The organism is Sphingomonas baiyangensis, from assembly GCF_005144715.1.
GTDB classification, from domain to species: domain Bacteria; phylum Pseudomonadota; class Alphaproteobacteria; order Sphingomonadales; family Sphingomonadaceae; genus Sphingomonas; species Sphingomonas baiyangensis.
Genome location: NZ_SWKR01000002.1, coordinates 2,449,858 through 2,474,123, shown reverse-complemented (window position 1 = coordinate 2,474,123; position 24,266 = coordinate 2,449,858). Strand labels below are relative to the sequence as shown.

The following is a 24,266-nucleotide window of genomic DNA, read 5'->3' as shown; positions in this document are numbered from 1 at the left end:
GCATGTGTATCGGGCGCGACGATCACGTCGTCGGCAGCGTCACCCGGTTGGCCACCAGATCGTCGACCACAGCGGGTTCGGCCAGCGTCGAGGTATCGCCCAGCGCGCCGGTATCGCCTTCGGCGATCTTGCGCAGGATGCGCCGCATGATCTTGCCGCTACGCGTCTTGGGCAGGCCGGGCGCGAATTGCAGCGCATCGGGCTTGGCGATCGGGCCGATCTCGCGGCGGACCCATTGCACCAGTTCGTCGTGCAGCGCGTCGGATGCCTCCTCGCCGCCGTTGAGCGTGACATAGGCATAGATGCCCTGTCCTTTCACATCGTGCGGCATTCCCACCACCGCTGCCTCGGCGACCTTGGGATGCGCGACGAGCGCCGATTCGACTTCGGCCGTGCCCATGCGATGCCCGCTGACATTGATGACATCGTCGACGCGGCCGGTGATCCACCAATAGCCGTCATCGTCGCGCCGTGCGCCGTCGCCGGTGAAATACTTGCCCGGATAGGTCGTGAAATAGGTCTGGAAGAAGCGGTCGTGATCGCCCCACACCGTCCGCATCTGCCCCGGCCAGCTTCGCGCGATCGCCAGATTGCCTTCGGCCGCACCGTGCAGCACCTGTCCTTCGGCATCAAGCAGTTGCGGATCAACGCCGGGCATCGGCCGCGTCGCCGATCCGGGCTTGAGATCGGTGGCGCCGGGCATCGGCGCAATCATCGCGCCGCCCGTCTCGGTCTGCCACCAGGTATCGATGATCGGGCAGCGCCCCTCGCCCGCCACGCGATGATACCAGCGCCAAGCCTCGGGATTGATCGGCTCGCCGACGCTGCCCAGCAGCCGCAATGACGAGCGATCGGTCGCGTGTACCGGCGCGTCGCCGTCCTTCATCAGCGCACGCAGCACCGTAGGTGCGGTGAACAGCGTCGATACCTGATGCCGGTCGACCACCTGCCAGATGCGGCTGGCGTCGGGCCAGTTGGGCAGCCCCTCGTACATCAAGGTCGTCGCGCCATTGGCGAGCGGGCCGTAGAGGATGTAGCTGTGCCCCGTCACCCAGCCGATATCGGCAGCGCACCAGAACACCTCGCCCACGCGATAGTCGAAGCACCATTCGTGCGTGCACGCCGCCCACAGCAGATAGCCGCCCGAGCTGTGCAGCACGCCCTTCGGCTTGCCCGTCGATCCGCTGGTATAGAGAATGAACAGCGGATCCTCGGCGTTCATCGGCTCGGGCGGACAATCGCCGGAAGCCTCCGCGGCGGCGTCGTGATACCAGATGTCGCGCCCGTCGCGCATCGCCACCTCGGCACCCGTCGCGCGCACCACGATCACGCGCTCGAGGCTCGGCGCGCGATCGGCGGCCTCGTCGACACAGGCCTTGAGCGCGATGCGCTTGCCGCCGCGTCGCCCTTCGTCGGCGGTGATGACGAGCTTCGAATCGCAATCCTGTATGCGGCCGGCAAGCGCATCGGGCGAGAAGCCGCCGAACACCACCGAATGGATCGCGCCGATCCGCGCGCAGGCGAGTACCGCGACCGCCGCCTCGGGAATCATCGGCAGGTAGATCGTGACACGATCGCCCTTGGCCACGCCATTGGCCTTCAGGACGTTGGCAAAGCGACAGACCTCGGCAAGCAGCTGCCGATAGGTAAACCGCCGCGGCTCCTCGGCAGGATCGTCGGGCTCCCAGATGATCGCCACGCGGTCGCCATGCGCCTTGGCATGCCGATCGATGCAGTTGGCAGCGACGTTGAGCTTGCCGTCGGCAAACCAGCTGATGTGAAAATCGGCTTCGTCGAACGACCAGTCGCCGGCGATTTCAGGCCGCTTGATCCAGTCGAGCCGCTTGGCCTGATCGAGCCAGAAAGCACCCGGATCGGCGAGGCTGCGGCCGTACAGCTTGTCATAGCCCTCGGCATCGATGCGCGCGCGCTGGCGCCATTCGTCGGGGACGGGGTAGAGTTCGGCTTCGGCCATGTGCCTCTCCAGCGCGATTATCGTTCGGTCGAGTGTGTGGCGGCGGCAACGAACGGGCAAGTGCAACGGCTCCACCCCGGCTTGCGCGCCACGCAGGTTACATTTCGCGACACAAAAGATGTGGACGCGCGCGTGCTGCACCGCCAAATCCTGAACGCGATGGTTCGAAAACGCTTCCTAGGCGCGTCAATCGCGGCGCTCGGTCTTTCGGCGTGCAGCGTCGGCCCCGATTATCGCCCGGCGACACCCGCCGACCTTGGCGTGCCCGATCAATATTCGGTTTCGCCAGCCGCCAAGCGCGAGGATCTGGCGCGCTGGTGGGTGCGGTTCGGCGATCCGGTGCTTGCGCAACTGGTGAGCGAAGCGGCGACGCAGAATCTCGATGTCGGCCAGGCAGTCACGCGGTTGCGGCAGGCGCGCGAGCAGCTGATCGTCGCGCGCGCCGATTTCCTGCCGTCGTTGAGCGGCTCGGGCGGCTATTCGCGCCGGCAGGTAATCCGCGGCGGCACGCAGCAGACGCAGCTGCCCGACGGCACGATCATCGAGACCGGCGCGGGATCGACCGACAATTTCTCGCTCGGGCTCGACGCCAATTACCAGGTCGATCTGTTCGGCGGCGTGCGCAGCGGCGTCGACGCCGCGCGCGCGGGCTATGCCGCGAGCGGCTTCGACTATGCCGCGGTGCTGGTCTCGATCCAGGCCGAGATCGCGCGCAACTATGTGCTGGCGCGCGCAGCACAGGCACAGCTCGCCAATGCGCGCGACAGTCTGGCGCTGCAGGACGACAATCTGGAGATAGCGGGATTCCGCGTGCAGGCGGGGCTGGTGTCTTCGCTCGATGCCGAGCAGGCACGCGCGCAACGCGCGCAGACTGCGGCCAGCATTCCCAGCATCGAAGCGAGCTACAACAGCGCAGTCTCGCGCCTCGGCGTGCTGACCGGCCGCGCGCCCGGCGCGCTCAAGGCGACGCTGGCGACGGCGCAGCGCATTCCCCGCGGACCGGCGATCATCGGCCCGGGCATCCCCGCCGATACGCTGCGCCAGCGCCCCGATGTGCGCGCCGCCGAACGCCAGCTTGCCGGCGCCGTCGCGCAGATCGGTGTGGCGCAGGCGCAGCTCTATCCCGCGCTCGGCATCTCGGGCGGCATCGATACCGCGGCGGGCGCGATCGGCAATCTGGGCAACATCATCACCGGCACGTTGTTCGCCGGCCTCAGCCAGCTCATCTTCGACGGTGGCCGCACGCGCGCGCAGGTGCGTAGCCAGCAGGCCGTCGCCGACGGCGCGTTCCTTGCCTACAAGCAGACGGTGCTGCTCGGGCTCGAGGAAGTCGAGAACGCCATCGTTGCGTTGCAGAGCGCGCGCACGCGCTCGCGCGAATTCGCCGTTGCGCTCGATGCCGCGAACAATTCGGCGATCCTCGCGCGCAGCCAGTATCGCGCGGGGCTCACCGATTTCACTACGCTCAACCAGACCGAGACGCAGCTGTTGAGCGCACGCAACAGCATCGTCACCGCGCAGTCGGACGAAACGACCGCGATCGTCCAGCTGTTCACCGCGCTCGGCGGCGGCTGGGATGGCGGCGCCGCGCCCACTGCCGAAAGCGTGCCCGCGCCCGCCGCGCTTCCACAACCCGCCCGATAGGACGCCCGATGGCCGATCAGCCCAATCCCGATCTGGACGCGTTTCTCGGCGCGACATCCCAACCCAAGTGGAAGCGCTATGCCAAATGGGCGCTCGTCGCGCTGGGCGTGGTGCTGCTGGCGCTCGCGGCGCGCAGCTTCTTCGCGACCGAGGAAGCGCCGGGCTATGCCACCGCGCCGGCGCGGCAGGGCGATCTTCAGGTGACGGTATCGGCGACCGGTCGGCTGGCTCCCACCAATCAGGTCACGGTGGGCTCGCAGCTTTCGGGGCTGGTCACGCAGGTGGTGGTCGACGTGAACGATCGCGTCTCGGCGGGGCAGGCGCTGGCGCTCATCGACCCCGAGCAGCTCGACGACCAGATCGAACAGAACCGCGCCAATCTGGCGGCGCAGCAGGCCACGGTCGAGCAGGCGCAGGCGACGCTGACCGAGGCGCGCGCCACGCTCAACCGGTTCGAGGAAGTCAGCCGCCTGTCGGGCGGGCGCGTGCCTGCCAAGACCGAGCTCGACACCGCGCGCGCCGCCGTCGCGCGGGCAGTCGCGGGCGTGCGCACCGCGCAGGCCAACGTCACTGCCAGCCGCGCGCAATTGTCGGCGAGCCAGACGCAGCGTGACCGCGCCATCATCCGCTCGCCGGTGAACGGCGTGGTGCTCGCCCGGCAGGTCGATCCCGGCCAGACCGTTGCGGCCTCGTTCAACACGCCGACGCTGTTCGTCATCGCCGAGGATCTGAGCCAGATGGAGCTCGAGGTCGCGATCGACGAGGCCGATGTGGGGGCGGTGCAAAACGGCCAGCGCGCGACCTTCACCGTCGATGCGTTTCCGGGCGAGACCTTCCCCGCCACGATCACGCGCGTCGATGTGGGATCGAACCTCTCGGCGCAGGAAGCCACCTCGTCCTCGACCACGGGGACGACGAGCACCACCGGGCAGGTCGTGTCCTATGCGGCGACGCTGACGGTGGCCAACGCCGAACTGCGGCTGCGCCCCGGCATGACCGCGACTGCCGAGATCGTCACGACCGAGCGGCAGAACGCGCTGCTCGTGCCCAATGCCGCGCTGCGGTTCCGCCCCTCAGCCGCAGGGGCCGACGAGGGCGGCGGTCTTGCGAGCGCAATCGTGCCACGCGGCCGGCGCCGCGGCAATCGCCCCGAACGCCAGGCGACGATCGGGCGCGGATCCGAACAGACGATCTACATCGTCGGCGAAGGCGGCACGCCGCAGCCGGTGCAGATTCGCGTCGGCGAGAGCGACGGACAGGTGACCGAGGTCATCGGCGGCAATCTGCGGCCCGGCATGCAGGTCATCACCGGTCAGCTTGCAAGCGGCGACGGTGCGCAGGCCAAGGGCGGCCAGCGTGCGCGATCCGGCGGCGCGGCAGGTGGCGGCGGCAGCGGCGGGGGCGGCCAGCGTGGCGGATGAGCCGATCATCGCGCTGCGCGGCGTCACCAAGGTCTATGGCGAGGGACCGACGGCGTTCGAGGCGCTTAAGGGCGTCGACCTCGACATCGACCCCGGCGATTTCGTTGCCGTCATGGGTCCTTCGGGTTCGGGCAAGTCGACGACGATGAACATCCTCGGCTGCCTCGACGTGCCGAGCGCCGGACAGTTCCGGTTCAAGCGCGTCCATGTCGAGACGCTCGACCGCGACCAGCGCGCGCTGCTGCGGCGGCGCTATCTGGGCTTCGTGTTCCAGGGCTTCAACCTGCTCAGCCGCACCACCGCGCTCGAGAATGTCGAGCTGCCGCTCGTCTACAGGGGCGAGGACCGCAAGACGCGCCAGCGGCTCGGGATGGCGGCGCTCGAGAAGGTGGGGCTCGACAAATGGTGGGACCACACGCCCGCCGAGCTTTCGGGCGGCCAGCAGCAGCGCGTGGCGATCGCGCGCGCGATCGTCACCAGCCCCGACGTTCTGCTGGCCGACGAACCCACGGGCAATCTCGATTCGGAGCGCTCGGTCGAGATCATGCAGCTGCTCACCGGCCTCAATCGCGACAGCGGCATCACCGTGCTGATGGTCACGCACGAGCCCGAGATGGCGGCGTTCGCGCGGACGGTCATCCATTTCAAGGACGGGCTGGTCGAGCGCATCGATCGCAACCATCACCAGGGCGAGCGCGTGTAGATGCTGGCAACCACCTTCACGCTCGCGCTGCGCTCGATCCGGCGGCACCTGCTGCGCTCGTTCCTCACGGTGCTCGGCATCGTCATCGGCGTCGCGGCGGTGGTGGCGATGGTGACGCTGGGGCAGGCGACGACGGCGGCGGTGCAGCAGTCGATCGCGAGTCTCGGCACCAACATTCTCCAGGTGCGTCCGGGCCAGGGCTTCGGCCGCGGCGGCGGCGGCGCGCGCCCGCCCGATTTCGACCAGCGTGACGTCGATGCGGTGGTCGAGCAGGTGGCGGGCGTGAAGGCGGTGGCGCCGCAGGCGCAGTCGACCGCAACGGCGATCTACAACGGCGCCAACTGGTCGACGACGATCAACGGCACCACCAACGACTATTTCGAGGTCCAGCCCTGGAACCTGACGGGCGGGCGCACCTTCCTGCCCGCCGAGGAAGCCGCCGGACGTGCGGTGTGCATCATCGGCAACACCGTGCGCCAGAACCTGTTTCGCGAGCAGCCGGCAGTCGGCGAGCGCATCCGCCTCAACAACGTGTCGTGCGACGTGATCGGCACGCTCGAGACGCGCGGGCAGGCAGGCTTCGGCGGCGATCAGGACGATGTCGTCATCATGCCGATCAAGACGGTACAGCGCCGCTTCACCGGCAATCGCGACGTGCGACTCATGCTGGTAGGCGTCGACGACAATTACGATACCGCGCAAGTGCAGGAATCGCTCACCGAAGTGCTGCGCGAGCGCCGGCGCCTCGAGGAAGGCGACGAGGACAATTTCAACATCTTCGACACCGCGCAGATATCGGCAACGCTGACGGGCACGACCACATTGCTGACCTCGATCGTCGCGGCGGTGGCGGGCATCAGCCTGGTCGTGGGCGGCATCGGCATCATGAACATCATGCTGGTGAGCGTGACCGAGCGCACGCGCGAGATCGGCATCCGCCTTGCGATCGGCGCGGTGGCGCGCGAGGTGCTGCTGCAATTCCTCGTCGAGGCGATCGTGCTGTCGATGCTGGGCGGGCTGATCGGGCTGGTGCTGGCGCAGATCGTCATCGTCGTGCTGACGCCGATCATGCAGGTGCCGTTCGTGTTCGATCCGCAGATCAACCTGATCGCCTTCGCGATCTCGGCGATCATCGGCGTGGTGTTCGGCTTCTTTCCCGCGCGCCGCGCCGCCTCGCTAAATCCCATCGATGCGCTGCGCCATGAATAGGATTTGCCGCTGATGGCACTGGTCGAGCTCGGGCGCTACAACCGGATCGAGGCGCACATCATCGTCGGGCGGCTCGAATCCGAAGGGATCGATGCGGTGAGCTTCGACGGCGAGATGAGCCTGGGCGAAGGCAGCGCGCTGCTGATCCCCGTGCGCGTGATGGTGCTCGACGAGGACCTGCCCGCCGCCCGCGCGATCATCGACGCGCTGTGATACCGTAGATCGCCCGTGGTTGCGCCGCCCCAACGCACCGCCATATCGCCTGCATGACCGACGATCGCGAACGCAGCGGCAGGGCCGTCCCGTCGACACGGCTCTCGCGCATCGGCGCGTTCGGGCGATTGGCGGGCGGCCTGGCGGGCGGCATGATGGCCGAGGGTGCGCGCCGAATGGCGAGCGGCGAGCGGCCGAGCATGCGCGATCTGGCGCTCACGCCGCGCAACGTGGGCCGCGTCGCCGACCAGCTCGCGCATCTGCGCGGCGCGGCGATGAAGCTCGGCCAGATGATCTCGATGGATGCGGGCGACATGCTGCCCGCCGAACTGAGCGCGATCATGGCGCGGCTGCGCGAACGCGCGCAGCACATGCCGCCGGCGCAGTTGCAGGCGGTGCTCGCGCGCGAATGGGGCAGCGACTGGCGCCGGCGCTTCCGGCATTTCGAAGCGCACCCGATGGCCGCCGCGTCGATCGGCCAGGTTCATCGCGCGACGCTGCCCGACGGGCGTGTGCTCGCGATCAAGGTGCAATATCCGGGCGTCGCGGCGAGCATCGACGCCGATGTCGACAATGTCCTCACTCTGTTGCGCGTGTCGGGGCTGGTGCCGCGCGAGCTGGACGTGGCGCCGCTGCTCGCCGAGGCGAAGCGCCAGTTGCACGAGGAAGCCGATTATGTCCGCGAGGGCGAGCAGCTTCGCCGCTTCGGCCAATTGCTCGCCGACGACCGCCGCTACGTCGTCCCCGGCTTCGAGCCCGAATTCTCGACGCGCGGCGTGCTTGCGATGGAATATGTCGAGGGCCGGCCGGTCGAGGCGCTGGTCGACGCGCCGCAGGAAGTGCGCGACACCGCGATGCGCGCGCTGATCGCGCTGGTGCTCGCCGAACTGTTCGACTTCGGCTGGATGCAGACCGATCCCAATTTCGCCAATTATCGCTGGCAGGATGGCGCGGCCGGTGACAACGGCCGGCTGGTGTTGCTCGATTTCGGCGCGGCGCGACCGGTCGAGCCCTCGACCCGCGATGCCTATGCGGCGTTGCTGCGCACGGGGCTGGCGGGCGATCGCGATGGCGCACGCGAGGCGGCGGTGGCTTCCGGGTTTCTGGGCGCTGCGGCGGTAGCGGGGCATCGCGCATTGATCGACCGGATGATCGACATCGTGATCGCCGAACTGGGTCGCCCTGGCGCGTTCGACTTCGGCGATCGCGCGTTCGTGGGCGTGCTGCGCGAACAGGCAATGGAAATGGCCGCCGATCGATCGACGTGGCACATCCCGCCGATCGAGACGCTGTTCGTCCAGCGCAAGATCAGCGGCACGGCGATGCTTGCGGCAAGGCTGGGTGCGCGTGTCGATGTGCGCGCGATGCTCGAAGCGCGTTCGCTGTTGACGGCTCCGGTCGCCTGACCTCTTGGAACTGCCCGATCGCTGCCTGAAAATACGGCACCGCTTCGCGACTGCACAAGATTTATGCTGCGCCTGCGAGGCGTATCGCTGCCTTTCCCGTCGTAACGCTTCGTTCATCAACTGGCACGTCGCTTGCTGGGTGGTGGCGGGAAACGGCCGAGGGGGATCCATGAAACTCGTCATCGCCATCATCAAACCGTTCAAGCTCGACGAGGTGCGCGATGCGCTCGCCGATGTCGGCGTCGCGGGCATGACCGTGACCGAGGTCAAGGGCTTCGGTCGGCAGAAGGGGCAGACCGAGATTTATCGCGGCGCCGAATATTCGACCAACATGGTGCCCAAGCTCAAGATCGAGATCGTCTGCGACGGCGATCTGGCGCCGCGCGTGGTCGAGGCGGTGCAGGCCGCGGCCAACACCGGCGCGATCGGCGACGGCAAGATCTTCGTGCTCGATGTCGGGCAGGCGGTGCGCATCCGCACCGGCGAAACCGACGTGACCGCGCTGTGACGAGGGGGGACAGAATGATGCGACCGATCAAGACGCTCGCCGCCACCGGCGCCGGAGTTATGGCCACGCTGGCAGCCGCGACGCCTGCATGGGCGCAGGAAGCCGCAGCCGTCGCGCCGACGGTGGACAAGGGCGATACCGCCTGGATGATCGTCGCCACCGTGCTGGTGATGTCGATGATCGTGCCGGGCCTTGCGCTGTTTTACGGCGGGTTGGTGCGCACCAAGAACATGCTGTCGGTGCTGACGCAGATCCTCGCGGTGGCCAGCTTCGCGATGATCCTGTGGGTCATCTATGGCTACACCATGGCGTTCGGCGACGGCGGCAACGCGTTCATCGCGGGCTTCGGCAAGCTGTTCCTGGCAGGCGTCACCACCGCTTCGACCGCAGCCACCTTCAGCGAGGGCGTGGCGATCCCCGAATATGTGTTCATCGCCTTCCAGATGACGTTCGCGGCGATCACCGTCAGCCTCGTGGTCGGCGGGCTGGTCGAACGGCTCAAGTTCAGCGCGCTCATGCTGTTCGCGCTGGTGTGGCTCACTATCGTCTATTTCCCGATCGCGCACATGGTGTGGGCGGGCAACGGCCTGCTGTTCAACTGGGAGCCCGCCGCGCTCGATTTCGCGGGCGGCACCGTCGTGCACATCAACGCCGGCGTCTCGGCACTGGTGGGGGCGATCATCCTGGGGCCGCGCATCGGCTACAAGAAGGAGATCATGGCGCCGCATTCGCTGACGATGACGCTGATCGGTACGGGCCTGTTGTGGGTGGGCTGGTTTGGGTTCAACGCAGGATCGGCGCTCGAGGCCAATGGATCGGCGACGCTGGCACTGCTCAACACCTTCGTCGCCACCGCGGCCGGTGTGTTGTTCTGGATGCTGACCGAGCGGATGCTGGGGCACAAGGGATCGCTGCTGGGCGCCTGTTCGGGTGCCATCGCCGGCCTCGTCGCGGTGACGCCCGCGGCAGGCAATTCGGGGCCGTTCGGCGCGATCCTGCTGGGTGCCGTCGCTTCGATGATCTGCGCCTGGTTCGTGGTTTCGATGAAGCCAAGGCTCGCTCTCGACGATTCGCTCGACGCGTTCGGTATCCACGGCATCGGCGGCATCGTCGGCTCGATCGGCACCGCGTTCACGATGCTGCCGAGCCTCGGCGGACCGGGTGCGGCCGACTATGCGCTTGGCCCGCAGCTCGTCACGCAGGTGATCGCGGTGGTGATCTGCGCAGGCTGGGCGGCGATCGGATCGGCCATCGCCTTCTTCGTCGCCAAGGCCGTCACCGGGCTGCGCGTTACCGAGGAAGTCGAGCGCGAAGGCCTCGACCTCGGCGAGCATGGCGAGCGCGCCTATAATTACTGAGCTTGGAGGCCGGCCGAAACGGGCCGGCCCCCTCCCCTGGTTCCTCCTGCGGACCCCTTGGCCGGTGTGGAAACGCACCGGCCTTTTTTTGATCTCGGCGCCGGGCTAGACCTGCCGATCAGCGCGCCGCGCGCGTGAGGTTCAGGAACACGTCTTCCAGATCGGCTTCGCGCGTGGATACGTCGACGATGCCATAGCCCTCGCGCCCGATCGCGGCGAGCACCTCGCCGGCATTCACCTCGTCCTTGCGATAGGTGATCGCCAGCGTCCGGGGGTCGGTACGCTCGATCTTCTGGAAGCAGACATTCTCGGGCACTGCGGCGATATCGCGATCGACGGTCACGGCGACGAGCTTCTCCTGCGCCATGCCGACAAGCGTACGCGTCGGCTCGTTCGCAATCAGCCGGCCTTGGTTGATGATCGCGATGCGATCGCACAGCTGCTCGGCTTCCTCGAGATAATGCGTGGTGAGCACCACCGTGACGCCCTCGGCATTGAGCCCGCGCACATAGGCCCAGAGCTGCTGGCGAAGCTCGATATCGACACCAGCGGTCGGCTCGTCGAGCACCAGCACGGGGGGCGCGTGCACCATCGCCTTGGCCACCATCAGCCGCCGCTTCATGCCGCCCGACAAAGTGCGCGAATAGGCATTGGCCTTGTCACCCAGCCCCATCGCCACAAGCAGTTCCATGCTGCGGCGATCGGCCTTGCGCACGCCGTAGAGCCCGGCCTGGATTTCGAGCGTCTCGATCGGCGTGAAGAAGGGATCGAAGGTGATTTCCTGGTTGACGATGCCGATCGAGGCCTTGGCGTTGCGCGGATGGGCATCGATGTCGAAGCCCCAGATCGCGGCGCGGCCCGCGGTCTTGTTCACCAGCCCGGCGAGGATGTTGATGAGCGTCGACTTGCCCGCGCCGTTCGGCCCCAGAAGCCCGAAGATCTGTCCGCGCGGCACGTCGAAACTCACATCGTCGAGCGCGCGCTTGCCGCCCTGATAGGTCTTGGACAGGCCCCGGATATCGATCGCCGCCTCGGTCATCGCACGGCTTCCTGCATCGGGGCGCGCTCGAGCAGGCGCGCCACTTCCTCGAAATCGGCGGCGATGTGCGCCACGCCCAGCGCGCGCAACCGTTCGGCATGGTCTGGCGGGCAATGGCTGCCGGCGCACAGCCCGATGACGGTGGCGCCCGATGCCACCGCGCCGGTGGCGCCGACGGGCGAATCCTCGATGATCGCGCAGCGCTCGATCGGAACGCCCAGTTGGGCTGCGGCATGCAGATACAGATCGGGCGCCGGCTTGCCGCGCGCGACATGCTCCTTGCCCGAATAGAGATGCGGCTCGAACGCCGCGCGCAGCCCCAGATGATCGAGATGCGTGGCGATCCAGTGCGTGCTGCTCGACGACGCGATGGCGCGAGGCAATGCAGGCGGCAGCGAGCGCACGAACGCCACCGCGCCCGCCACTTCGCCTACGCCATCGCGCAGCACACGCGCATTCTCGGCCTCGCGCGCTGCGTGAAAGTCCTCCGGCAGCGGGCCGCCGATATGCGCCTCGACCGCACCGATGAAATCGGCGCCCGACAGCCCCATGAACCGCTCCATCGCCTGCGCGGTTGTCGCGGGAAAGCCAGCCTCGGTCAGATAGTCGGCGAGGTGGCGATTGCCTTCATATTCGCTCTCGAGCAGCACGCCGTCGAAATCGAAGATCAGTGCGTCGAAGCGCATCAGCGGCTCCCGAAGAGCGCGGTGCCGACTCGGACATGCGTGGCGCCGAGCGTGACTGCGGTTTCATAGTCGCCCGACATGCCCATGCTCAGCCCCTGAAGGCCATGGTCGCGCGCCAGCTTCGCCAACAGCGCAAAATAGGGCGCGGGCTCGATATCGAAGGGGGGCACCGCCATGAGGCCGGCGATGGGCAGGCCCGCGGTGCGCGCGGTTTCGAGCAGCTTCGGCAGGTCGGCGATCGTGCAGCCGCCCTTCTGCGCCTCGTCGCCGATATTGACCTGCACGAAACAGTCGGGCCGCCGGCCCTGACGGTCGATCGCTTTCGCCAGCGCCGTGACCAGCGAGGGGCGGTCGACCGAATGGATCACGTCGAACAGCGCGACGGCATCGTCGGCCTTGTTCGACTGGAGCTGGCCGACGCAGTGCAGCACGATGTCGGGATGCAAGGCGCGCAGATCGGGCCATTTCGCCTGCGCTTCGGCCACGCGATTCTCGCCGAAATCGCGCTGGCCAGCCGCGATCAGCGGCGCGATCGCGGTGGCATCGTGCGTCTTCGACACCGCGATCAGCGTGACTCCTGCGGAATCGCGCTGCGCCAGCTTCGCCGCGCGCGCAATGCCGCCGATCACCGCCGCGCGTGCTTCGGCCGCCGCTTCACCTGCTTCATCGATCGCCATCGCATGCGCTATAGGAACGCCGATGCGCCGCCGCCACCCCAAAGCCCTGCCCCGCGTCTGGCTGATGACCGACGAGCGCATGGGCGATGCGCTGTGGCCGGCGATCGAGCGGCTGCCGCGCGGCGGCGGCATCGTCTTCCGCCACTATGCCACGCCTGAGGCTGAACGGCGGCGGCTGTTCGCGCGTATCCTAGTCGTCGCGCGACGACGCGGGTTGATCGTGCTGAGCGCCGGCACACGGCTTTCGGGCGCGGACGGTATGCACAACCCCGCACGACGCGCCGGCCGCTGTATCGTCACACGGGCAGCGCATTCGCGCATCGAGGCACTGGCAGCCTTGCGTGCGGGGGCGAAGCTGGTGTTCGTATCGCCGGTTTTCGCCACGCAGTCGCATCCGGGTGCAAGGGCGCTCGGCGTCTTGCGCTTCGCCACGATGGTACGCGGGATCGAGGAGCGGGTCGTCGCGCTCGGCGGGATGGACGCAACCCGAGCGCGCTGCATCGTCAAGCTTGGTGTCAGGCGCTGGGCAGCTATCGACGCCTGGAGCAGCGGTCAGAAGCGGAAAGCGGTGCCCACATAGACGGCCTGGCTGTCACGCCGGTTGTCGGTGAGTTGCGGCAGGCGCGCACGCTCCTGCTCGGTGCGGTAGCGCACGCCGGCGGTCACATCGAGATTGCGCGTGAGCGAATAGGAAGTGCCGACGTCGATCGAGTAGCTCGGCACGTCGGCGATCAGCGCCGGCGTGTTCGCGGTGGGGCGATCGGCACCCGCCTGGACGCGTCCGCTCATGCGACGGCCAGCATAGCTCACGCCGACATCGACGGTCTCGCGGCTGCCGGGCATACCCGCGAGATCGAGCCGCGCGACGTCGCCCGTCAGCGCAAAACGCTTCCAGCCGACCGACATGCCGAGGTTATAGGCGATGGGCTGCAGCGTGACCGCCGGCGCCGCTGCGCCCGCGACGCTCGCCACGCGCGTCCCCTCGCCCGAACGCGTCGCGCTGCGGGCGCGGACCGCGACGGTGACTTCCTGCCGCTTGCTGTTCGATTCGGCGGGCGTGAAGCGGAAGCCGGTGGCAGTGAGGCCACCGCGCGCCAGCGCCGCCGCGAGGCGCGGATCGGCCGAGGCGGGCGTGAACGATCCGATGCCCGCGCGTGCAGCCGATATCCGCTTGATCTGCCGGGCAGGCGCTTCGCCGGGCGCGCCGAATGCGGGCGCGAACGTCACCCCCGCGGCGACAAGCGCCCCGGCAGCAACCCCGATCATCGCGCGACCCAATAGCATGCGATCCTCTCGACCCGTCAGGCGGACTACCATGATTCGCGCCGCGCGTTCCACCGCAAGATTCGCTTTTTGCGCACCTGTTGCACATCGCCCACAATCGGCGCGCGCTTGCGGGGCGGGCGGCAGCTTCTATAGAGAGGGGGTGTTGCGTTCCCCTAGCAGGATTTCCGCCGATGTTGCGTCGTCTGGCCCCTACCCTACCGCTCGTCCTGATGCTTGCCGCGTGCGGCGGCGGCGACCGGCCGCGCGAGATCGCCGCCAGCCAGGTGACGACGATCGGCGTCAACAGCTATCTGTGGCGTGCGAGCCTCGAGACGCTGAGCTTCATGCCGCTGCTGCAGACCGATTCGAACGGCGGCGTCATCGTCACCGACTGGTATGTGAACCCCAACACGCCCGGCGAGCGCATGAAGGTGACGGTGACGATCCTCGATACCGACCTGCGCGCCGATGCGGTGCGCGTCGCCGCGCTGCGCGAAGTCAACCAGAACGGCCAATGGGTATCGGCGCCGGTGCAGGCCGCCACCGTCCAGAAGCTCGAGGACATCATCCTCACCACCGCGCGCGACCTGCGCCGCGGCTCGGTGATCGGCTGATCGCATTCCAGCGCGGCCGGTGGCTGCGCCGACAACCGGAGTTCGCACACGCATGTCGCGCTTCAACGCGCTGAAGGCCGATGCCGCCTGGCAGCAGGTCTGGGACGATCGCCAGACCTTTGCCGTGCGCGACGATTCGCCGCGCCCCAAAAGCTATGTGCTCGAGATGTTCCCCTATCCTTCGGGGAAGATTCACATGGGCCATGTGCGCAACTACACGATGGGCGACGTGCTGGCGCGCTTCCGCCGGATGCAGGGTATGGAAGTGCTGCATCCGATGGGCTGGGACGCCTTCGGCATGCCCGCCGAGAACGCCGCGATGGAAAAGGGCGTCCATCCGGGTGAATGGACCTACCAGAACATCGCCGCGATGAAGGCACAGCTCAAGCGGTTGGGCTTCGCGCTCGACTGGAGCCGCGAGCTCGCCACCTGCGACCCGGCCTATTACGGGCATGAACAGGCGCTGTTCCTCGATCTCCATGCCGCCGGCCTCGTCTATCGCCGCGAATCGGCGGTGAACTGGGACCCCGTCGACATGACGGTGCTCGCCAACGAGCAGGTGATCGACGGTCGCGGCTGGCGATCGGGCGCGCCGGTCGAGAAGCGCAAGCTCAACCAGTGGTTTCTGCGCATCACCGATTTCGCCGACGAGCTGCTGGCGGGGCTCGATAGCCTCGACAAATGGCCCGACAAGGTGCGGCTGATGCAGGAGAACTGGATCGGCAAGAGCCGCGGGATGCAGCTCGGCTTCACGCTGTCCGATGGCGGCCATGTCGAGGTGTTCTCGACGCGGCCCGACACGATCTTCGGCGCGAGCTTCGTCGCCGTTGCCGCCGATCACCCGATTGCACAGGCTGCCGCTGCCGGTGATGCCGCGGCCGAGGCATTCATCGCGCAATGCAAGCGCGGCGGCACCACGGCGGCCGAGATCGAGACGCAGGAGAAGCTCGGCTACCGCCTGGGCGTGACCGCGCGTCATCCCTTCACCGGCGCGGCGCTGCCGGTGTTCATCGCCAATTTCGTGCTGATGGAATATGGCACCGGCGCCGTGATGGGTGTGCCGGCGCACGACCAGCGCGACCTCGATTTCGCGCGCAAATATGCGCTGCCGGTGCCGCGCGTGGTCGCCGATGGCGAGCGGACCGACGCGGTGTTCGAGGGTGACGAGGCCTATACCGGCGCGGGCCGGCTGGTGAACTCGCAGTTCCTCGACGGGCTCGACGTCGACACCGCCAAGTCCGAGGTGATCGCGCGCGGCGAGGCCGAAGGCTGGGGCCGCGGCACCACCGTCTGGCGGCTGCGCGACTGGGGCGTGAGCCGCCAGCGTTACTGGGGCACGCCGATCCCGATCATCCATTGCGATGCGTGTGGCGTCGTGCCGGTGCCCAAGGCGCAGCTTCCCGTGACGCTGCCCGAGGACGTGACGTTCGACATTCCCGGCAATCCGCTCGACCGGCATCCGAGCTGGAAGCATGTCGACTGTCCGGCATGCGGCAAGCCGGCGCGGCGTGAGACCGACACGCTCGACACGTTCGTCGATTCGTCGTGGTATTTCATCCGCTTCGCCAGCCAGCCAGCCGATCGTCCGTTCGACAAGGCGGCGGCCGAGGCATGGCTGCCGGTGGCGCAATATATCGGCGGGGTCGAACACGCGATCCTGCATCTGCTGTACGCACGCTTCTGGACGCGCGCACTCAGGCATATCGGCAAGCTCGACGTCGCCGAGCCCTTCGCCGGGCTGTTCACACAGGGCATGGTGACCCACGAGACCTACAAGGCGCAGGACGGTCGCTGGCTTGCGCCCGAGGAAGTGCGCGACGGCATCGAGGTAGCCAGCGGCGCGCCGATCACCATCGGCCGTGTCGAGAAGATGTCGAAGTCGAAGAAGAACACCGTCGATCCGGCGCCGATCGTCGATCAGTACGGCGCCGACGCGACACGCTGGTTCATGCTGTCCGACTCGCCCCCCGAGCGCGACCTGCAATGGTCCGAAGCGGGGATCGAGGGCGCTTGGCGCTTCGTCCAGCGACTGTGGAGACTGTTCGACGGCAATGCGCCGGCCGCAGGCGACGATGCCGCGCTCACGCGCAAGCTGCACCAGACAATCGCCGGCGTTGCCGCCGATATCGAGGCGCTGCAATTCAACAAGGCCGTCGCCAAGCTCTATGAACTCGTCGCCGCGATCGAGAAGGCGGCGCCTTCGGCAGCACGCAACGAAGCAGTCGCCACGCTGGTGCGCATCGTCGCACCGATGACGCCGCATATCGCCGAGGAAGCCTGGGCGGCGATGGGCGGCGAGGGCCTCGTCGCCGACGCGGCATGGCCCGATGTCGACACCGCGCTGCTCGTCGAGGACGAAGTGACGATCGCGATTCAGGTCAACGGCAAGCTGCGCGACACGCTGGTGCTGCCGCGCGGCATGGCGAAGGACGCGATCGAGGCGGCAGCGCTTGGCGCGCCCAATGTCGTGCGCATCCTCGAAGGTCGCGCGCCGCGCAAGGTGATCGTGGTGCCCGACCGGCTGGTGAACCTCGTCGCATGAAGCGCCTCGCCCTTCTGCTCGCGATCGCCGCCACGTTGCCCGGATGCGGGATGCGGCCGCTCTATGGCGGTGGCGAGGGCGGGGCCGTGCGCCAGACGCTGCGCGCGGTCGAAGTCGCGCCGATCGAGGGGCAGCAGGGCTGGCTCGTCGCGAATGCGCTGCGCGACCGCCTGATCGCCGACGAATCGGTGGCGCGTTATCGCCTGCAGGTAGCGCTCGACGACGAGATCATCGGGCTCGGCGTGCGCCCCAACGACACGATCACGCGCGAGCGCCGCATCCTGCGCGCGCGCTACCAGCTGGTCGACCTTGCCGATGGATCGGTGGTGCTCGACGCGACGGCGGGTTCGGATGCCGGGATCGACGTGGTCGGCTCCGAATATGCGACGATCGCGGCCGAACAATCGGCGCTCGAGCGGCTGTCGGGCATCATCGCCGATCAGATCGTCGCCCGCGTGGCGCTCTACGCGCAGCGCGCCGCCGACGCGCCGCAGTGAAGCTCAAGCCCGCCCAGGCGCGGGCACGCATGGCCGCGCCCGATGCCACGACGCGGCTGTACTTGCTTCACGGCGCTGACGAGGCGGGCGCACTGGCGCTGGCCGCGGTGCTTGCCGAGGCGATGGGGGCCGACGCCGAGCGGATCGACCTCGATGGGCCCGCACTCGCCGCGCAGCCGGGAAGGCTGGCCGATGAAGCCGCTACGCTTTCGCTGTTCGGCACGCCGCGCCATATCCGCATCGCCAATACCGGCGAGGAAAGCCTCGAAGCGCTGACGCTGCTGCTGGACGCACCGCGCGCGGGCAATCCCGTAGTAGCGATCGCGCCATCGGTGCGGACCAAGGCCAAGATCGTCAAGCTCGCCGAGGACGCGGGCGACGCGGTTGCCTGTGCCTGCTACCCGCCTGAAGGCGACGATCTCGTCCGCCTCGTGATCGGCATGGCGCGCGATGCGGGGCTGCGCACCAACGCCGCGGCCGCCGAGCAGCTCATCGCCGTTTCGGGCGGCGATCGCGGCATTCTCTCGGGCGAGATCGCCAAGCTCGCGCTGTACCTCGACGCGGCCCCCGACCGCCCCGCCGACCTCGAAGCCGATGCGATCGACGCGGTGGGCGCCACGCTCGACGAGAGCGCGCTGTTCGACGTGATCGACTATATCGTGGCTGGCGATCTGGCCAAGGTGGCGCGCGACCTGCCCGGCGTGATCGCCGACGTGACACCGTCGCCCGTACTGCGCCAGCTCGCGCGTCGACTGCTTACGCTCGCCGAGATCCGCCGCGACATCGATGCCGGCGGGCCACCTGCCAAGATACTCGAACGCCATCGCATCTTCTGGAAGCAGCAGGCGGCGACGCTCGAGCTGCTACGGCGTTGGGACCAGCGACGACTGGCGCAGGTGATCGCGCGTCTGCCGGCGATCGAGCGTCAGGTGTTCGGCGCAGGATCCGCCGGACATGCGCTGGCCGAAACCGAACTGCTCGCAATCGCCCGGTCGGCCGCGCGGCGGCGCTGATCGCGTCAGATATGGTCGCCGCTCAGCCGCTGGCAGACCATGTCGAGCTGATCGAGCGTGGCGTAGGAAAGCGTCAGCGTACCGCCCTTGCTGCCATGCGCGATCCTGACATTTAGCCCCAGGACATCGCCAAGCTGGCGCTCGAGCGCAGCAATATCGGCATCACCCTCCTGGCCTGCGCTGCCTGAACGGCGCTGATGTCCGCCACTGCCGCTTTTGGTCACACCCTTGGCCAGCCGCTCGGTTTCACGCACCGACAGGCCACGCGCGACCACCTGCTGCGCCAGCGCCTCGGGATCGGGCGCGTTGATGATCGCGCGGGCTTGCCCCATCGACAGCGTACCGTCGATCACCATCTTCTGGACCGACAGCGGAAGATCAAGCAATCGCAACAGGTTAGCTACGTGGCTGCGCGATTTGTTGACGCGTTTGGCGAGGGCCTCCTGCGTGTGGCCGAACGCCTCGATCAACTTGGCGTAGGCATCGGCCTCCTCGATCGCACTCAAATCCTGGCGCTGGATATTCTCGACCAGCGCGATCTCGAGCGTTTCGGCATCATCGAGCGTACGGACGATCACCGGCACTTCATGCAGGCGGGCGCGCTGGGCTGCGCGCCAACGGCGCTCGCCGGCGACGATCTGGTAGTCCTTGCCGTGCGGACGCACGACGATGGGCTGGATCAGCCCGCGCTGTGCGATCGACTGGGCGAGGTCATCAAGCGCAGCATCATCGAAATGGCGACGTGGCTGGCCTGGATGCGGCGCAAGCGCAGTGACGGGGAGCATCCGCACGCCGCCGCCCGCGCTGCTCCGTTCGGCGGGCGCATCGGTGCTGCCGGGCACATCGCCCAGCAACGCGCTCAGCCCGCGCCCCAGCCCCGCCGGCCGGCCCTTCCGCGGCGCATCGCCCGCGGCGCTCATGCCGCTTTCGCCAATTCGGGCAGCCGCGCGATCACTTCGCGTGCCAGCGCGATATAGGCCTGCGATCCGGTGCAGCGATAATCGTAGATCAGCGCCGGCATGCCATGGCTTGGTGCTTCGGACAGCCGGACGTTGCGCGGAATGACGGTGTCGAACACCACACCGCCCAGTACGGCACGCACATCTTCCGAGACCTGATCGGTCAGCCGATTGCGGCGATCATACATCGTCAGCACCACTCCCAAAATCGACAGGCCCGGATTGAAGCGACTGCGAATGCGCTCGACCGTAGAAAGCAACTGGCTGAGGCCTTCCAGCGCGAAGAATTCGCATTGCAACGGCACGAGCAAGGCGTGCGACGCTACCATGGCATTGATGGTGAGCAGCCCGAGCGACGGCGGGCAGTCGATCAAGACAACGTCCCAGCGCGCCGCGCCGCGCGACAGCGCTCGATCGAGACGGTGCGTGCGCGCATCGAACTCGATCAGCTCGATTTCGGCGCCCGAAAGATCCACCGTGGCCGGGACCAGATCGAGACGCGGCACCTTTGTCGCGATCGCGCCTTCGTCCGCCGACACGTCTCCGACCAGAAGATCATAGCTAGAGCAACTTCGATCAGCTCGCCCTACGCCAAGCCCGGTAGACGCGTTGCCTTGCGGGTCGAGATCGATCAGCAGCACGCGCAAGCCCGTTGCCGCTAGCGCTGTACCAACATTGATCGCCGTCGTGGTCTTTCCGACCCCACCCTTCTGATTTGCGACCGTTACCACGATCATTTCCGTGTCACTCCTGTCGCGATCACTACGCCCGATTCGGGCGCCGTGAGGCTTTGTTCCACGTGGAACACTCCATGCCACCGCAACCGCGCATCCTTCAGCTCATCGCCGTACGATCGTCCTTTGGGCATCACCCATACTGTGTCGCGATCGGCAAGATGATACGCATTGGCGAAAAGCGTGTCGATCGAAGCGACTGCTCGTGCTGAGATGATTGCCGCGGGTTCAAAGCGAGCAAAGCGTTCGACCGTTGTTTGAACGACCGACGCGTTCAATCCAAGCGCGGCAATGCATAGCTCAAGAAATGCCACGCGACCACGACGCGGCTCGATCATGATGACCCGGCGTTTCTGAAGCAACGCAGCGACAACGCCCGGCAGTCCCGCGCCCGACCCAATATCCAGCCAAGCCGCGTCGATCGGATCGCGAGCCTCCGCAAGCAGCACAAGTTGCGCCGAATCGGCGATGTGCCGCGCCCAGACGCTATCGACGGTCGATCGCGCAATCAGGTTTTGTCGCTCAGACTCCGCGAGTAACAGCTCGACATAACGGCGTAACTGACGAAGACGGTCGTCACCCCAAAGTTCCGCAATCCATGCCTGCGCGTCGTCTTCGGTCATGCGGCCCGGCGTCGCGCGTACAGCAGGATGGCGCTCAACGCCGCTGGCGTGATCCCGCGGATGCGCTCGGCGGCGCCGATCGTCTCGGGTCGCGCGGCCTCGAGCCGAGCAATCATCTCGTTCGAAAGGCCCGGTATGGCCGCGTAGACAATCGTCGAAGGCAAAGGCGTGTCCGCGCCTCGGCGCATTGCTGCCAGCTCGGCTTCCTGACGTTCCAGATACGGTTGATAGCGGGCATCCTCATGCGCCTCGCCGAGCAGGTCAGCGTCGAACGCGCTCGTATCGCCTAGCACGCTCGGGGTCACGTCAGCGAAACGCAGCCATTCCCACCCGCTCTTTCGGCCTTCATCAATCGCCACCTTTGCGCCCCGCATGCGCAAGTCGGCCGCGCTCCGCTCGCTATCGAGAAAGTCGCTGATTGCGGACCGGTCTTCTTCGCGCCGCTTGTACCGATCGAGCGCATTGTCTCCGAGGCAGCCGAGCGACGCCGCCACGCCACTCAGCCGCGTCCGCGCATTGTCCGCGCGTAGTCGCAGCCGATATTCGGCTCGCGACGTAAGCATGCGATAGGGTTCGGTCACGCCCTGGAGAACAAGATCATCGACCATCACCGCGATGTAGCTGGTCGATCGGTCAAGCGTCAGAGGTGCAAGGCCGCAGGCATAGGATGCGGCGCCTATTCCGGCCACCAGGCCCTGCGCGGCGGCTTCTTCATAGCCGGTGGTGCCGTTGATCTGCCCTGCGCAGAACAGGCCTGGCATCGCGCGCACTTCGAGCGACGAGCGAAGCGCGCGTGGGTCGATGTGATCATATTCGACCGCATAGCCCGGAACTACGATGCGCGCTTTTTCGAGTCCTTCGATCGAAGCGATCATCTGCGACTGCACGTCGACAGGCAGCGAGGTCGAAATTCCATTCGGGTAGATCAACGGGTCGTCGAGACCTTCGGGTTCGAGGAATATTTGATGCCCGTCCCTGTCGCCGAAGCGCGCGACCTTGTCCTCGATCGAGGGACAATAGCGCGGCCCCGCTGCATTGATGGCGCCTGTGTATAGTGGCGATCGATCGAGCGCGGCGCGGATGATCGCGTGCGTCTGCGCGTTGGTTCGCGTGATCGCACAGAAAAGTTGCGGCAGGACGCGCTCGCGAGTGGCGGGCGACATCGTCCACATCTCGGCATCCGAGGGCTGAATTGCGAGCCTAGACCAGTCGATCGTCCGGCCATCGAGACGCGGGGGAGTGCCGGTCTTCAGGCGCGCGATCGGCAGCGCGAGGTCGCGAAGCTGGTAGCCCAGCGCAGTCGCCGCACGCTCCTCGACGCGGCCACCTTCGCAAACCTCGTCGCCTCGAAATATGCGGCCGCCGAGAAACGTGCCCGTTGCCAAAACCACCGACGATGCTTCGAGCCGCTGTCCATCGGACAGCGCGACGCCCGCCACCTTGCCGCAGTGCAGTACGATCGAGCTTGCCTCACCTTCGACGACCGTCAACCTGGAATGCTCTTCAAGCAAGGCGCGAATCGCCGCGGCGTAGCGGCGGCGGTCTGCTTGGACACGCGGTCCGTGCACCGCTGGCCCCTTACTGCGGTTGAGCATACGGTAATGGATCGCCGCTGCATCAGCCGCGCGGGCGATCAGTCCGTCGAACGCATCCAACTCCCGTACCAGATGGCCTTTGCCGAGCCCACCGATCGCCGGATTGCACGACATGGCTCCGATCGATCGGGCCTCGAACGTGAGCAGCGCAACGCGGGCGCCGCGGCGGGCAGCTACCGCTGCGGCTTCTACGCCGGCATGGCCCCCGCCGATAACGACTACATCAAAATGCATAGCGCCTATTACGGGCGGCTGGCGACATGGTCAAAGTTGTTCCACGTGGAACATACCTATTTGCCGATGCAGAAGCTTGAAAACAGGTCGTCGAACATCGCTTCGATCCCGGCGGCTCCGGTAATGCGGTCGAACGCACCAAGCGCACCGCGGAGTTGTTCGCCGAGGAGAATCGCATCGGTCTGGCCACCCCCCGCTTCGAGCGCTCGCGCCGCATCAAGCAGCAGCGCACGCTGCCGCTGGTTCATCGCGGTATCGAGCTGCTGCGGGATGAAATCGGTTACGGCATCATTGATGGCGCACCACAGATCGTCAAGACTAGCTGGATCATGCACACTAACTCCAACGCGGTCAGGCGGTCTTGCGCCGCGCGATGGAAGATCGGCACGAGCATGGACCAGCAGTATTTTCACGGAGGGGAAAACGGGCGCATCATCCCCAAGCCACAATACGAGATCAGCCTCGTCAATCGCACGGACTGACCGCTCTATGCCCATGCGCTCTATAGGGTCGTCAGTGTTGGAGCGTATGCCTGCGGTATCGGTAAGGACATAGCTATAGTCTCCGCGCGAGATCGGTACGGCGATGCGATCGCGCGTCGTGCCGGGGATGTCGGATACGATCGCCGCCTCGTGATCCACCAGGGCATTAAGCAAAGAGGATTTTCCAGCGTTGGGCGGTCCCGCCAGCACGACCCGGAAGCCGGCATGAAGCCGATCGACCGTGGGAGTATCCGCGCGCCGGCGGATCTGAACCGCCAAGTCCGCCGCTTCAGCACCAATCGCGGCGATGACGCGGGCGTCGTCGGTTACGTCGCCCTCATCGCTGAAATCGAGCAGCGCCTCCACACGCGCGGACAGCCGCAGCACTTCGCGTTGCAGCATGGCAATGTTGCGGCGCAGCGTACCATCGGCCATCGCGTGCGCGCTGCGGCGTTGGGCGTCGCTTTCTGCGGCAAGCAGCAGCGCCAGCCCCTCGACTTCAGTGAGCGTCGTCCGCCCATGCATCAGCGCGCGGCGCGTGAATTCGCCAGCCTCCGCAAGCCGTACGCCGGGTATCGCAACCAAGGCAGCCTCGACCGCGCGGACGACCGCACGACCGCCATGCAGATGCAGCTCGACCATATCCTCGCCCGTCACCGTCGCGGGAGCGCGAAGGACGATGACCATCGCTCGATCGAGCAGCGCGCCGGCGCCATCGCGCAACCCGCGCAGCCGCGCTTCGCGATCGGGCGGCAGATCGCCCGCCAGCGCGCCGGCGGCCGCCAGCGCCTGCGGCCCGCTCAGCCGCAGCACCGCGATCGCCGCGGGCAGCGCTCCGCTCGACAAGGCGACGATGGTATCGTGCATC

General features: G+C 67.2%; 23 protein-coding genes. 13 read left to right on the top strand and 10 right to left on the bottom strand.

The genetic code is table 11. From position 1 onward, the window contains the following. Positions 1-22: 22 nt before the first annotated feature. Positions 23-1,975, bottom strand: a complete 1,953-nt coding sequence (acs, locus tag FBR43_RS15260; protein WP_136943883.1) for an acetate--CoA ligase — start codon at positions 1,973-1,975, stop codon at positions 23-25. 159 nt (positions 1,976-2,134) lie between these two features. Between acs and FBR43_RS15255 the strand changes: the two genes are divergently transcribed. The 8 genes from FBR43_RS15255 to FBR43_RS15220 all read left to right on the top strand — a co-directional run bounded on the left by FBR43_RS15255 (position 2,135) and on the right by FBR43_RS15220 (position 10,437). After that, positions 2,135-3,619, top strand: a complete 1,485-nt coding sequence (locus FBR43_RS15255; RefSeq protein WP_136944274.1) for an efflux transporter outer membrane subunit — start codon at positions 2,135-2,137, stop codon at positions 3,617-3,619. Positions 3,620-3,627: 8 nt separating this feature from the next. Next, on the top strand, positions 3,628-5,040 hold the full coding sequence (locus tag FBR43_RS15250; protein ID WP_136943882.1) for an efflux RND transporter periplasmic adaptor subunit: 1,413 nt from the start codon (positions 3,628-3,630) through the stop codon (positions 5,038-5,040). Then, positions 5,030-5,743, top strand: coding sequence for an ABC transporter ATP-binding protein (locus FBR43_RS15245; RefSeq protein WP_136944273.1), 714 nt, complete (start codon positions 5,030-5,032; stop codon positions 5,741-5,743). The genes FBR43_RS15250 and FBR43_RS15245 overlap by 11 nt, the downstream gene beginning before the upstream one ends. Next, complete coding sequence (locus FBR43_RS15240) at positions 5,744-6,952, top strand: ABC transporter permease (RefSeq protein WP_136943881.1); 1,209 nt, start codon at positions 5,744-5,746, stop codon at positions 6,950-6,952. 12 nt (positions 6,953-6,964) lie between these two features. Continuing rightward, positions 6,965-7,165, top strand: coding sequence for a putative signal transducing protein (locus tag FBR43_RS15235; RefSeq protein WP_136943880.1), 201 nt, complete (start codon positions 6,965-6,967; stop codon positions 7,163-7,165). A 53-nt stretch (positions 7,166-7,218) separates the two neighbouring features. Beyond that, a complete protein-coding gene (locus FBR43_RS15230) occupies positions 7,219-8,571 on the top strand; it encodes an ABC1 kinase family protein (protein ID WP_136943879.1) in 1,353 nt (450 codons plus the stop codon). Positions 8,572-8,740: 169 nt separating this feature from the next. Next, a complete protein-coding gene (locus tag FBR43_RS15225) occupies positions 8,741-9,079 on the top strand; it encodes a P-II family nitrogen regulator (RefSeq protein WP_136943878.1) in 339 nt (112 codons plus the stop codon). A gap of 14 nt (positions 9,080-9,093) precedes the next feature. Continuing rightward, positions 9,094-10,437: an ammonium transporter gene (locus FBR43_RS15220; RefSeq protein WP_136943877.1), complete on the top strand. Its 1,344-nt coding sequence runs from the start codon at positions 9,094-9,096 to the stop codon at positions 10,435-10,437. Between the two features lie 118 nt (positions 10,438-10,555). Here the strand turns inward: FBR43_RS15220 and FBR43_RS15215 are convergent, their stop codons facing one another. From FBR43_RS15215 to FBR43_RS15205, 3 genes are read right to left on the bottom strand one after another with little or no spacing between them, the layout of a single operon-like run. After that, on the bottom strand, positions 10,556-11,476 hold the full coding sequence (locus FBR43_RS15215) for an ABC transporter ATP-binding protein (RefSeq protein ID WP_136943876.1): 921 nt from the start codon (positions 11,474-11,476) through the stop codon (positions 10,556-10,558). Then, positions 11,473-12,162, bottom strand: a complete 690-nt coding sequence (locus FBR43_RS15210; protein ID WP_136943875.1) for an HAD family hydrolase — start codon at positions 12,160-12,162, stop codon at positions 11,473-11,475. The genes FBR43_RS15215 and FBR43_RS15210 overlap by 4 nt, the downstream gene beginning before the upstream one ends. Further along, the gene (locus FBR43_RS15205; RefSeq protein ID WP_136943874.1) at positions 12,162-12,839 is read right to left on the bottom strand and encodes a YggS family pyridoxal phosphate-dependent enzyme; all 678 of its coding nucleotides are present in this window, start codon (positions 12,837-12,839) and stop codon (positions 12,162-12,164) included. The genes FBR43_RS15210 and FBR43_RS15205 overlap by 1 nt, the downstream gene beginning before the upstream one ends. Before the next feature lie 64 nt (positions 12,840-12,903). On the opposite strand from FBR43_RS15205, the gene FBR43_RS15200 reads away from it, so the two are divergent. After that, a complete protein-coding gene (locus FBR43_RS15200; protein ID WP_249276627.1) occupies positions 12,904-13,419 on the top strand; it encodes a thiamine phosphate synthase in 516 nt (171 codons plus the stop codon). Here the strand turns inward: FBR43_RS15200 and FBR43_RS15195 are convergent. Next, entirely contained in the window at positions 13,392-14,105 is a 714-nt protein-coding gene (locus tag FBR43_RS15195) for a hypothetical protein (RefSeq protein ID WP_136943872.1), read from the bottom strand. The genes FBR43_RS15200 and FBR43_RS15195 overlap by 28 nt on opposite strands. 191 nt (positions 14,106-14,296) lie before the next feature. Between FBR43_RS15195 and FBR43_RS15190 the strand changes: the two genes are divergently transcribed. The 4 genes from FBR43_RS15190 to holA are packed head-to-tail and all read left to right on the top strand — an operon-like array spanning position 14,297 to position 18,771. Beyond that, positions 14,297-14,719, top strand: a complete 423-nt coding sequence (locus FBR43_RS15190; RefSeq protein ID WP_136943871.1) for a DUF3576 domain-containing protein — start codon at positions 14,297-14,299, stop codon at positions 14,717-14,719. Between the two features lie 52 nt (positions 14,720-14,771). Beyond that, positions 14,772-17,261 (top strand): leucine--tRNA ligase, encoded by a 2,490-nt coding sequence (leuS, locus tag FBR43_RS15185; RefSeq protein WP_136943870.1) that lies wholly within the window; start codon positions 14,772-14,774, stop codon positions 17,259-17,261. After that, a complete protein-coding gene (lptE, locus tag FBR43_RS15180; protein ID WP_136943869.1) occupies positions 17,258-17,758 on the top strand; it encodes an LPS assembly lipoprotein LptE in 501 nt (166 codons plus the stop codon). Before leuS ends, lptE begins: the two co-directional genes overlap by 4 nt. A gap of 29 nt (positions 17,759-17,787) precedes the next feature. Then, positions 17,788-18,771 carry a DNA polymerase III subunit delta gene (holA, locus tag FBR43_RS15175; RefSeq protein ID WP_136943868.1) on the top strand — a complete coding sequence of 328 codons (984 nt, stop codon included), beginning with the start codon at positions 17,788-17,790 and terminating at the stop codon, positions 18,769-18,771. A gap of 5 nt (positions 18,772-18,776) precedes the next feature. Here the strand turns inward: holA and FBR43_RS15170 are convergent, their stop codons facing one another. From FBR43_RS15170 to mnmE, 5 genes are read right to left on the bottom strand one after another with little or no spacing between them, the layout of a single operon-like run. Further along, on the bottom strand, positions 18,777-19,691 hold the full coding sequence (locus FBR43_RS15170) for a ParB/RepB/Spo0J family partition protein (protein ID WP_136943867.1): 915 nt from the start codon (positions 19,689-19,691) through the stop codon (positions 18,777-18,779). Continuing rightward, positions 19,688-20,467, bottom strand: coding sequence for a ParA family protein (locus FBR43_RS15165; RefSeq protein WP_136943866.1), 780 nt, complete (start codon positions 20,465-20,467; stop codon positions 19,688-19,690). Before FBR43_RS15165 ends, FBR43_RS15170 begins: the two co-directional genes overlap by 4 nt. After that, the gene (gene rsmG, locus FBR43_RS15160) at positions 20,464-21,087 is read right to left on the bottom strand and encodes a 16S rRNA (guanine(527)-N(7))-methyltransferase RsmG (RefSeq protein ID WP_136943865.1); all 624 of its coding nucleotides are present in this window, start codon (positions 21,085-21,087) and stop codon (positions 20,464-20,466) included. Before rsmG ends, FBR43_RS15165 begins: the two co-directional genes overlap by 4 nt. Then, on the bottom strand, positions 21,084-22,916 hold the full coding sequence (gene mnmG / locus FBR43_RS15155; RefSeq protein ID WP_136943864.1) for a tRNA uridine-5-carboxymethylaminomethyl(34) synthesis enzyme MnmG: 1,833 nt from the start codon (positions 22,914-22,916) through the stop codon (positions 21,084-21,086). The genes rsmG and mnmG overlap by 4 nt, the downstream gene beginning before the upstream one ends. Positions 22,917-22,972: 56 nt before the next feature. After that, positions 22,973-24,265 (bottom strand): tRNA uridine-5-carboxymethylaminomethyl(34) synthesis GTPase MnmE, encoded by a 1,293-nt coding sequence (gene mnmE / locus FBR43_RS15150; protein ID WP_136943863.1) that lies wholly within the window; start codon positions 24,263-24,265, stop codon positions 22,973-22,975. Between the last annotated feature and the right edge of the window lies 1 nt (position 24,266).

What these genes read in the sequence shown, in the direction of transcription:
- FBR43_RS15255 (WP_136944274.1), top strand. Translation starts at nt 2,135, where the DNA reads ATGGTTCGAAAACGCTTCCTAGGCGCGTCAATCGCGGCGCTCGGTCTT.
- FBR43_RS15165 (WP_136943866.1), bottom strand. Translation starts at nt 20,467, where the DNA reads ATGATCGTGGTAACGGTCGCAAATCAGAAGGGTGGGGTCGGAAAGACC.
- FBR43_RS15235 (WP_136943880.1), top strand. Translation starts at nt 6,965, where the DNA reads ATGGCACTGGTCGAGCTCGGGCGCTACAACCGGATCGAGGCGCACATC.
- FBR43_RS15230 (WP_136943879.1), top strand. Translation starts at nt 7,219, where the DNA reads ATGACCGACGATCGCGAACGCAGCGGCAGGGCCGTCCCGTCGACACGG.
- acs (WP_136943883.1), bottom strand. Translation starts at nt 1,975, where the DNA reads ATGGCCGAAGCCGAACTCTACCCCGTCCCCGACGAATGGCGCCAGCGC.
- leuS (WP_136943870.1), top strand. Translation starts at nt 14,772, where the DNA reads ATGTCGCGCTTCAACGCGCTGAAGGCCGATGCCGCCTGGCAGCAGGTC.
- FBR43_RS15220 (WP_136943877.1), top strand. Translation starts at nt 9,094, where the DNA reads ATGATGCGACCGATCAAGACGCTCGCCGCCACCGGCGCCGGAGTTATG.
- FBR43_RS15170 (WP_136943867.1), bottom strand. Translation starts at nt 19,691, where the DNA reads ATGAGCGCCGCGGGCGATGCGCCGCGGAAGGGCCGGCCGGCGGGGCTG.
- FBR43_RS15250 (WP_136943882.1), top strand. Translation starts at nt 3,628, where the DNA reads ATGGCCGATCAGCCCAATCCCGATCTGGACGCGTTTCTCGGCGCGACA.
- FBR43_RS15210 (WP_136943875.1), bottom strand. Translation starts at nt 12,162, where the DNA reads ATGCGCTTCGACGCACTGATCTTCGATTTCGACGGCGTGCTGCTCGAG.
- FBR43_RS15205 (WP_136943874.1), bottom strand. Translation starts at nt 12,839, where the DNA reads ATGGCGATCGATGAAGCAGGTGAAGCGGCGGCCGAAGCACGCGCGGCG.
- mnmG (WP_136943864.1), bottom strand. Translation starts at nt 22,916, where the DNA reads ATGCATTTTGATGTAGTCGTTATCGGCGGGGGCCATGCCGGCGTAGAA.
- rsmG (WP_136943865.1), bottom strand. Translation starts at nt 21,087, where the DNA reads ATGACCGAAGACGACGCGCAGGCATGGATTGCGGAACTTTGGGGTGAC.
- FBR43_RS15225 (WP_136943878.1), top strand. Translation starts at nt 8,741, where the DNA reads ATGAAACTCGTCATCGCCATCATCAAACCGTTCAAGCTCGACGAGGTG.
- FBR43_RS15240 (WP_136943881.1), top strand. Translation starts at nt 5,744, where the DNA reads ATGCTGGCAACCACCTTCACGCTCGCGCTGCGCTCGATCCGGCGGCAC.
- holA (WP_136943868.1), top strand. Translation starts at nt 17,788, where the DNA reads ATGGCCGCGCCCGATGCCACGACGCGGCTGTACTTGCTTCACGGCGCT.
- FBR43_RS15215 (WP_136943876.1), bottom strand. Translation starts at nt 11,476, where the DNA reads ATGACCGAGGCGGCGATCGATATCCGGGGCCTGTCCAAGACCTATCAG.
- FBR43_RS15190 (WP_136943871.1), top strand. Translation starts at nt 14,297, where the DNA reads ATGTTGCGTCGTCTGGCCCCTACCCTACCGCTCGTCCTGATGCTTGCC.
- lptE (WP_136943869.1), top strand. Translation starts at nt 17,258, where the DNA reads ATGAAGCGCCTCGCCCTTCTGCTCGCGATCGCCGCCACGTTGCCCGGA.
- FBR43_RS15195 (WP_136943872.1), bottom strand. Translation starts at nt 14,105, where the DNA reads ATGATCGGGGTTGCTGCCGGGGCGCTTGTCGCCGCGGGGGTGACGTTC.
- mnmE (WP_136943863.1), bottom strand. Translation starts at nt 24,265, where the DNA reads ATGCACGATACCATCGTCGCCTTGTCGAGCGGAGCGCTGCCCGCGGCG.
- FBR43_RS15200 (WP_249276627.1), top strand. Translation starts at nt 12,904, where the DNA reads ATGACCGACGAGCGCATGGGCGATGCGCTGTGGCCGGCGATCGAGCGG.